Origin of the sequence: Camelimonas fluminis (assembly GCF_014656355.1) — a bacterium.
GTDB lineage: Bacteria > Pseudomonadota > Alphaproteobacteria > Rhizobiales > Beijerinckiaceae > Camelimonas > Camelimonas fluminis.
Genome location: NZ_BNCG01000046.1, coordinates 15,679 through 16,277, shown reverse-complemented (window position 1 = coordinate 16,277; position 599 = coordinate 15,679). Strand labels below are relative to the sequence as shown.

The following is a 599-nucleotide window of genomic DNA, read 5'->3' as shown; positions in this document are numbered from 1 at the left end:
ATGTGAGAACTACTTCGTTTCATGCGGATATGAGCCGGAATGATCGAAAAACGCTCTAAATCTCGATACCGGTGGCTGAGCGGCGACGCATTGAATGCGTGTATATTTTAAATCAATCAAGCTGAAATGTAATATTGTATCGTAAAAATCGATATCCTGAAATGTCAGATAATATTTCAGGATATCTGCATGGCCAGCATCTGGGCTGTCATTCGATGAATGCGCATTGTCGATGCGCGGCCGTTCTGTCTGAAACAATCATCCGGGAATGCGGCGATGGCGATAACCAGCCTCACGACGACCTGTTGCGCGCCCGTTTCTGTGGCGAAACTGACCCCGTTGACGGGTTACAACACGGTATGGATCAGTGGCGATCGTGGAGAGACCATTCATATGGCTCTCTCCGGTGGCGGCGCGTTTGGCGGTCCAGGGGGCAGCGCCTCGCAAACCCTGGAACTGGACGGGAATGGCCAGGGCCAGGCCAGCGTGTGCGCCCTGGCGGCTGATAACGGACCGGCGTTGGTCGTGCTCGCGGCAACGGACGCCACGGGAGCGCAATGGCGAAGGCCGCTCCAGTTTGCTCCGCTCGTTCCCGGGCC

The 599-nt window shown here is 55.8% G+C and carries 1 protein-coding gene; it reads left to right on the top strand.

The features are described 5' to 3' along the window. Window positions 1-276 precede the first annotated feature (276 nt). The coding region (locus IE243_RS23215) for a hypothetical protein (protein ID WP_210319924.1) at window positions 277-599 on the top strand (323 nt) is incomplete at its 3' end.